This window comes from Streptomyces sp. MBT65, from assembly GCF_016612545.1.
In the GTDB taxonomy this organism is placed as follows: Bacteria; Actinomycetota; Actinomycetes; order Streptomycetales; family Streptomycetaceae; genus Streptomyces.
This window is the reverse complement of sequence record NZ_JAENRY010000093.1, coordinates 33,477-35,302: the sequence shown is the minus strand read 5'-3', so window position 1 is coordinate 35,302 and position 1,826 is coordinate 33,477. Positions and strand designations below refer to the sequence as shown.

2 protein-coding genes are annotated in these 1,826 nt (G+C 64.1%); both read left to right on the top strand.

The genetic code is table 11. The annotated features are described in order from the left end of the window. Positions 1-107 precede the first annotated feature (107 nt). On the top strand, positions 108-662 hold the full coding sequence (locus JHN63_RS22335) for a flavoprotein (protein ID WP_200682965.1): 555 nt from the start codon (positions 108-110) through the stop codon (positions 660-662). A 473-nt stretch (positions 663-1,135) separates the two neighbouring features. Further along, positions 1,136-1,372: a transcriptional regulator gene (locus JHN63_RS22330; protein ID WP_200682963.1), complete on the top strand. Its 237-nt coding sequence runs from the start codon at positions 1,136-1,138 to the stop codon at positions 1,370-1,372. The last annotated feature ends 454 nt before the right edge of the window (positions 1,373-1,826 follow it).

Below are 1,826 nucleotides of genomic sequence, written 5' to 3'. Positions count from 1 at the left end.
CACGTCACATACCGCCCTCTGAGGAAGCAGTCCCCGGTCACTGGCGGCAGCCGTTCGTCTGAGTTGCTGGCCATGGCCCAACGGTGCAGGGCGGTGCAGTGAGGTTGATGCAGGGCAAGGTGCTGGGCGTTGTGGGGTCGGGTGCCGGCGGAGTCGAGGAACTGAGGACGGGGCTCGTGGTTCCCGCCCTCGAACGCGGCTGGACCGTCGCGGTTACGCTCACGCCGACAGCAGGCGAATGGCTCCGTTCCAGCGGAGAGGCCGCCATGATCGAGAAGTCGACGGGCCTGCCCGTACGGACCGAGCCGCGACTGCCTGGGGACTCGCGCCCGCACCCTCCGGTGGACTGCTACGTCGTTGCCCCCGCGAGCGCGAACACCATCGCCAAGCTGGCCTTGGGAATCTCGGACAACCAGGCGCTGACTCAGGTGAACGAGGCTATAGGGACCCTTGATCTGCCGGTTGTCGTCTGGCCGCGGGTGAACGCCGCCCACGCCCGGCACCCCGCATGGGAGAGGCACATGAAGGCCTTGCATGATGCGGGAGTTCGGTTGATCTACGGGGACGAGGTGTGGCCACTCGCCGAGCCGCGGGCCGGGATGCCGGGGCGCCGGTACCCGTGGGAAGCCGTGCTCACCGAGGCGGAGAGAAGCACTACTTGACGCTACATCAATAACCTTCACTACGCGGAAAATCGGACCCGGACAGACTGTCCGGGTCCTTCGCTTTGACTGGCGCCAGCCTTGATGCACCACCAACTGCGCTGGTGAACCACCGTACGGCCACGAATGGGAACGGTCAGACGCTGACCGGCTCCTGTGGCCGTCGCAGCGCACAGCACCGGCGCCAGGTCACCAAGGAGTGGATACCCGTGTCAGGACCGCGCACCGCCGAGGGACCCGGGACTACCACGCGCACGCGCCGCTGCAGCGAGTGCGACTGCCAACTGAGCAGATACAACCAGGAGGCATACTGCAGCGCCTGCCTCCGAGGGCGGCACGCGACGACACCGGCGACCCTCCGCGTACCCGAGCAAGTCTGGGACGTGCCAGAAGTCCGGTTAGCTCTAGCCGAGCGGGACTTCGGAAGACTCTGCACCCTGGTACGTGCCCTCGGGCACCTGCGACAGGATGACATGAGCACGCTAACCGGGCTGAGTCAGCCGTTCTTATCGATGCTGGAATCGGGTGCGCGTCGCCTGACCAATATCGACAAGATCGTCTGCCTGCTTGATGGCTTGCAGGTCCCACTCGAACTCGCTGGCTTGATCCTGTGGCCGCAGGTCGACTCGACTCTGGCCGGCGGAGTCGCTGCTGGCCTCGGCCTGCCCTGCAGGCCCGCAACCTCGCCGAGTGCAGTATTGCCTGCGTGATATCACTGGCGTGATGTGCCAACTCGCAGTAGATCGAGCAGAGTTGAAGCCGCATATCGAGTCGACAGGATCAGGGGATGGCGAGATCCGTGATGGGATAAACGAGTTGAAATTGGATCAGTTTCTAACCGAGGAGCACCTCTAGTTGCTGGTTCGAGTGACCTGCACCCAATGGGCGGGGCTCGGCCAAGGTCCATCCCGTTGAGTCAAACGGCCCGCTGGTCCGCGACCTCTGTGCATAGGCTCACCGCTGCGGGTGCTCCAACCGGCCAACCAGGCCAACGCGGGTCTCGCTATACACGGAAGTGACGTGAGTCACGTTCCGGGGTGTCGAACTGTTGGGCAGGACCTTGCAAGACGATCAAGACAGGCATCTTCCGGTCAGGACCAACGCGGATTCTCGACCATTGAGAGTGACCATCGATTGGAGTCGCACGTGCTAGACATAGGCCGC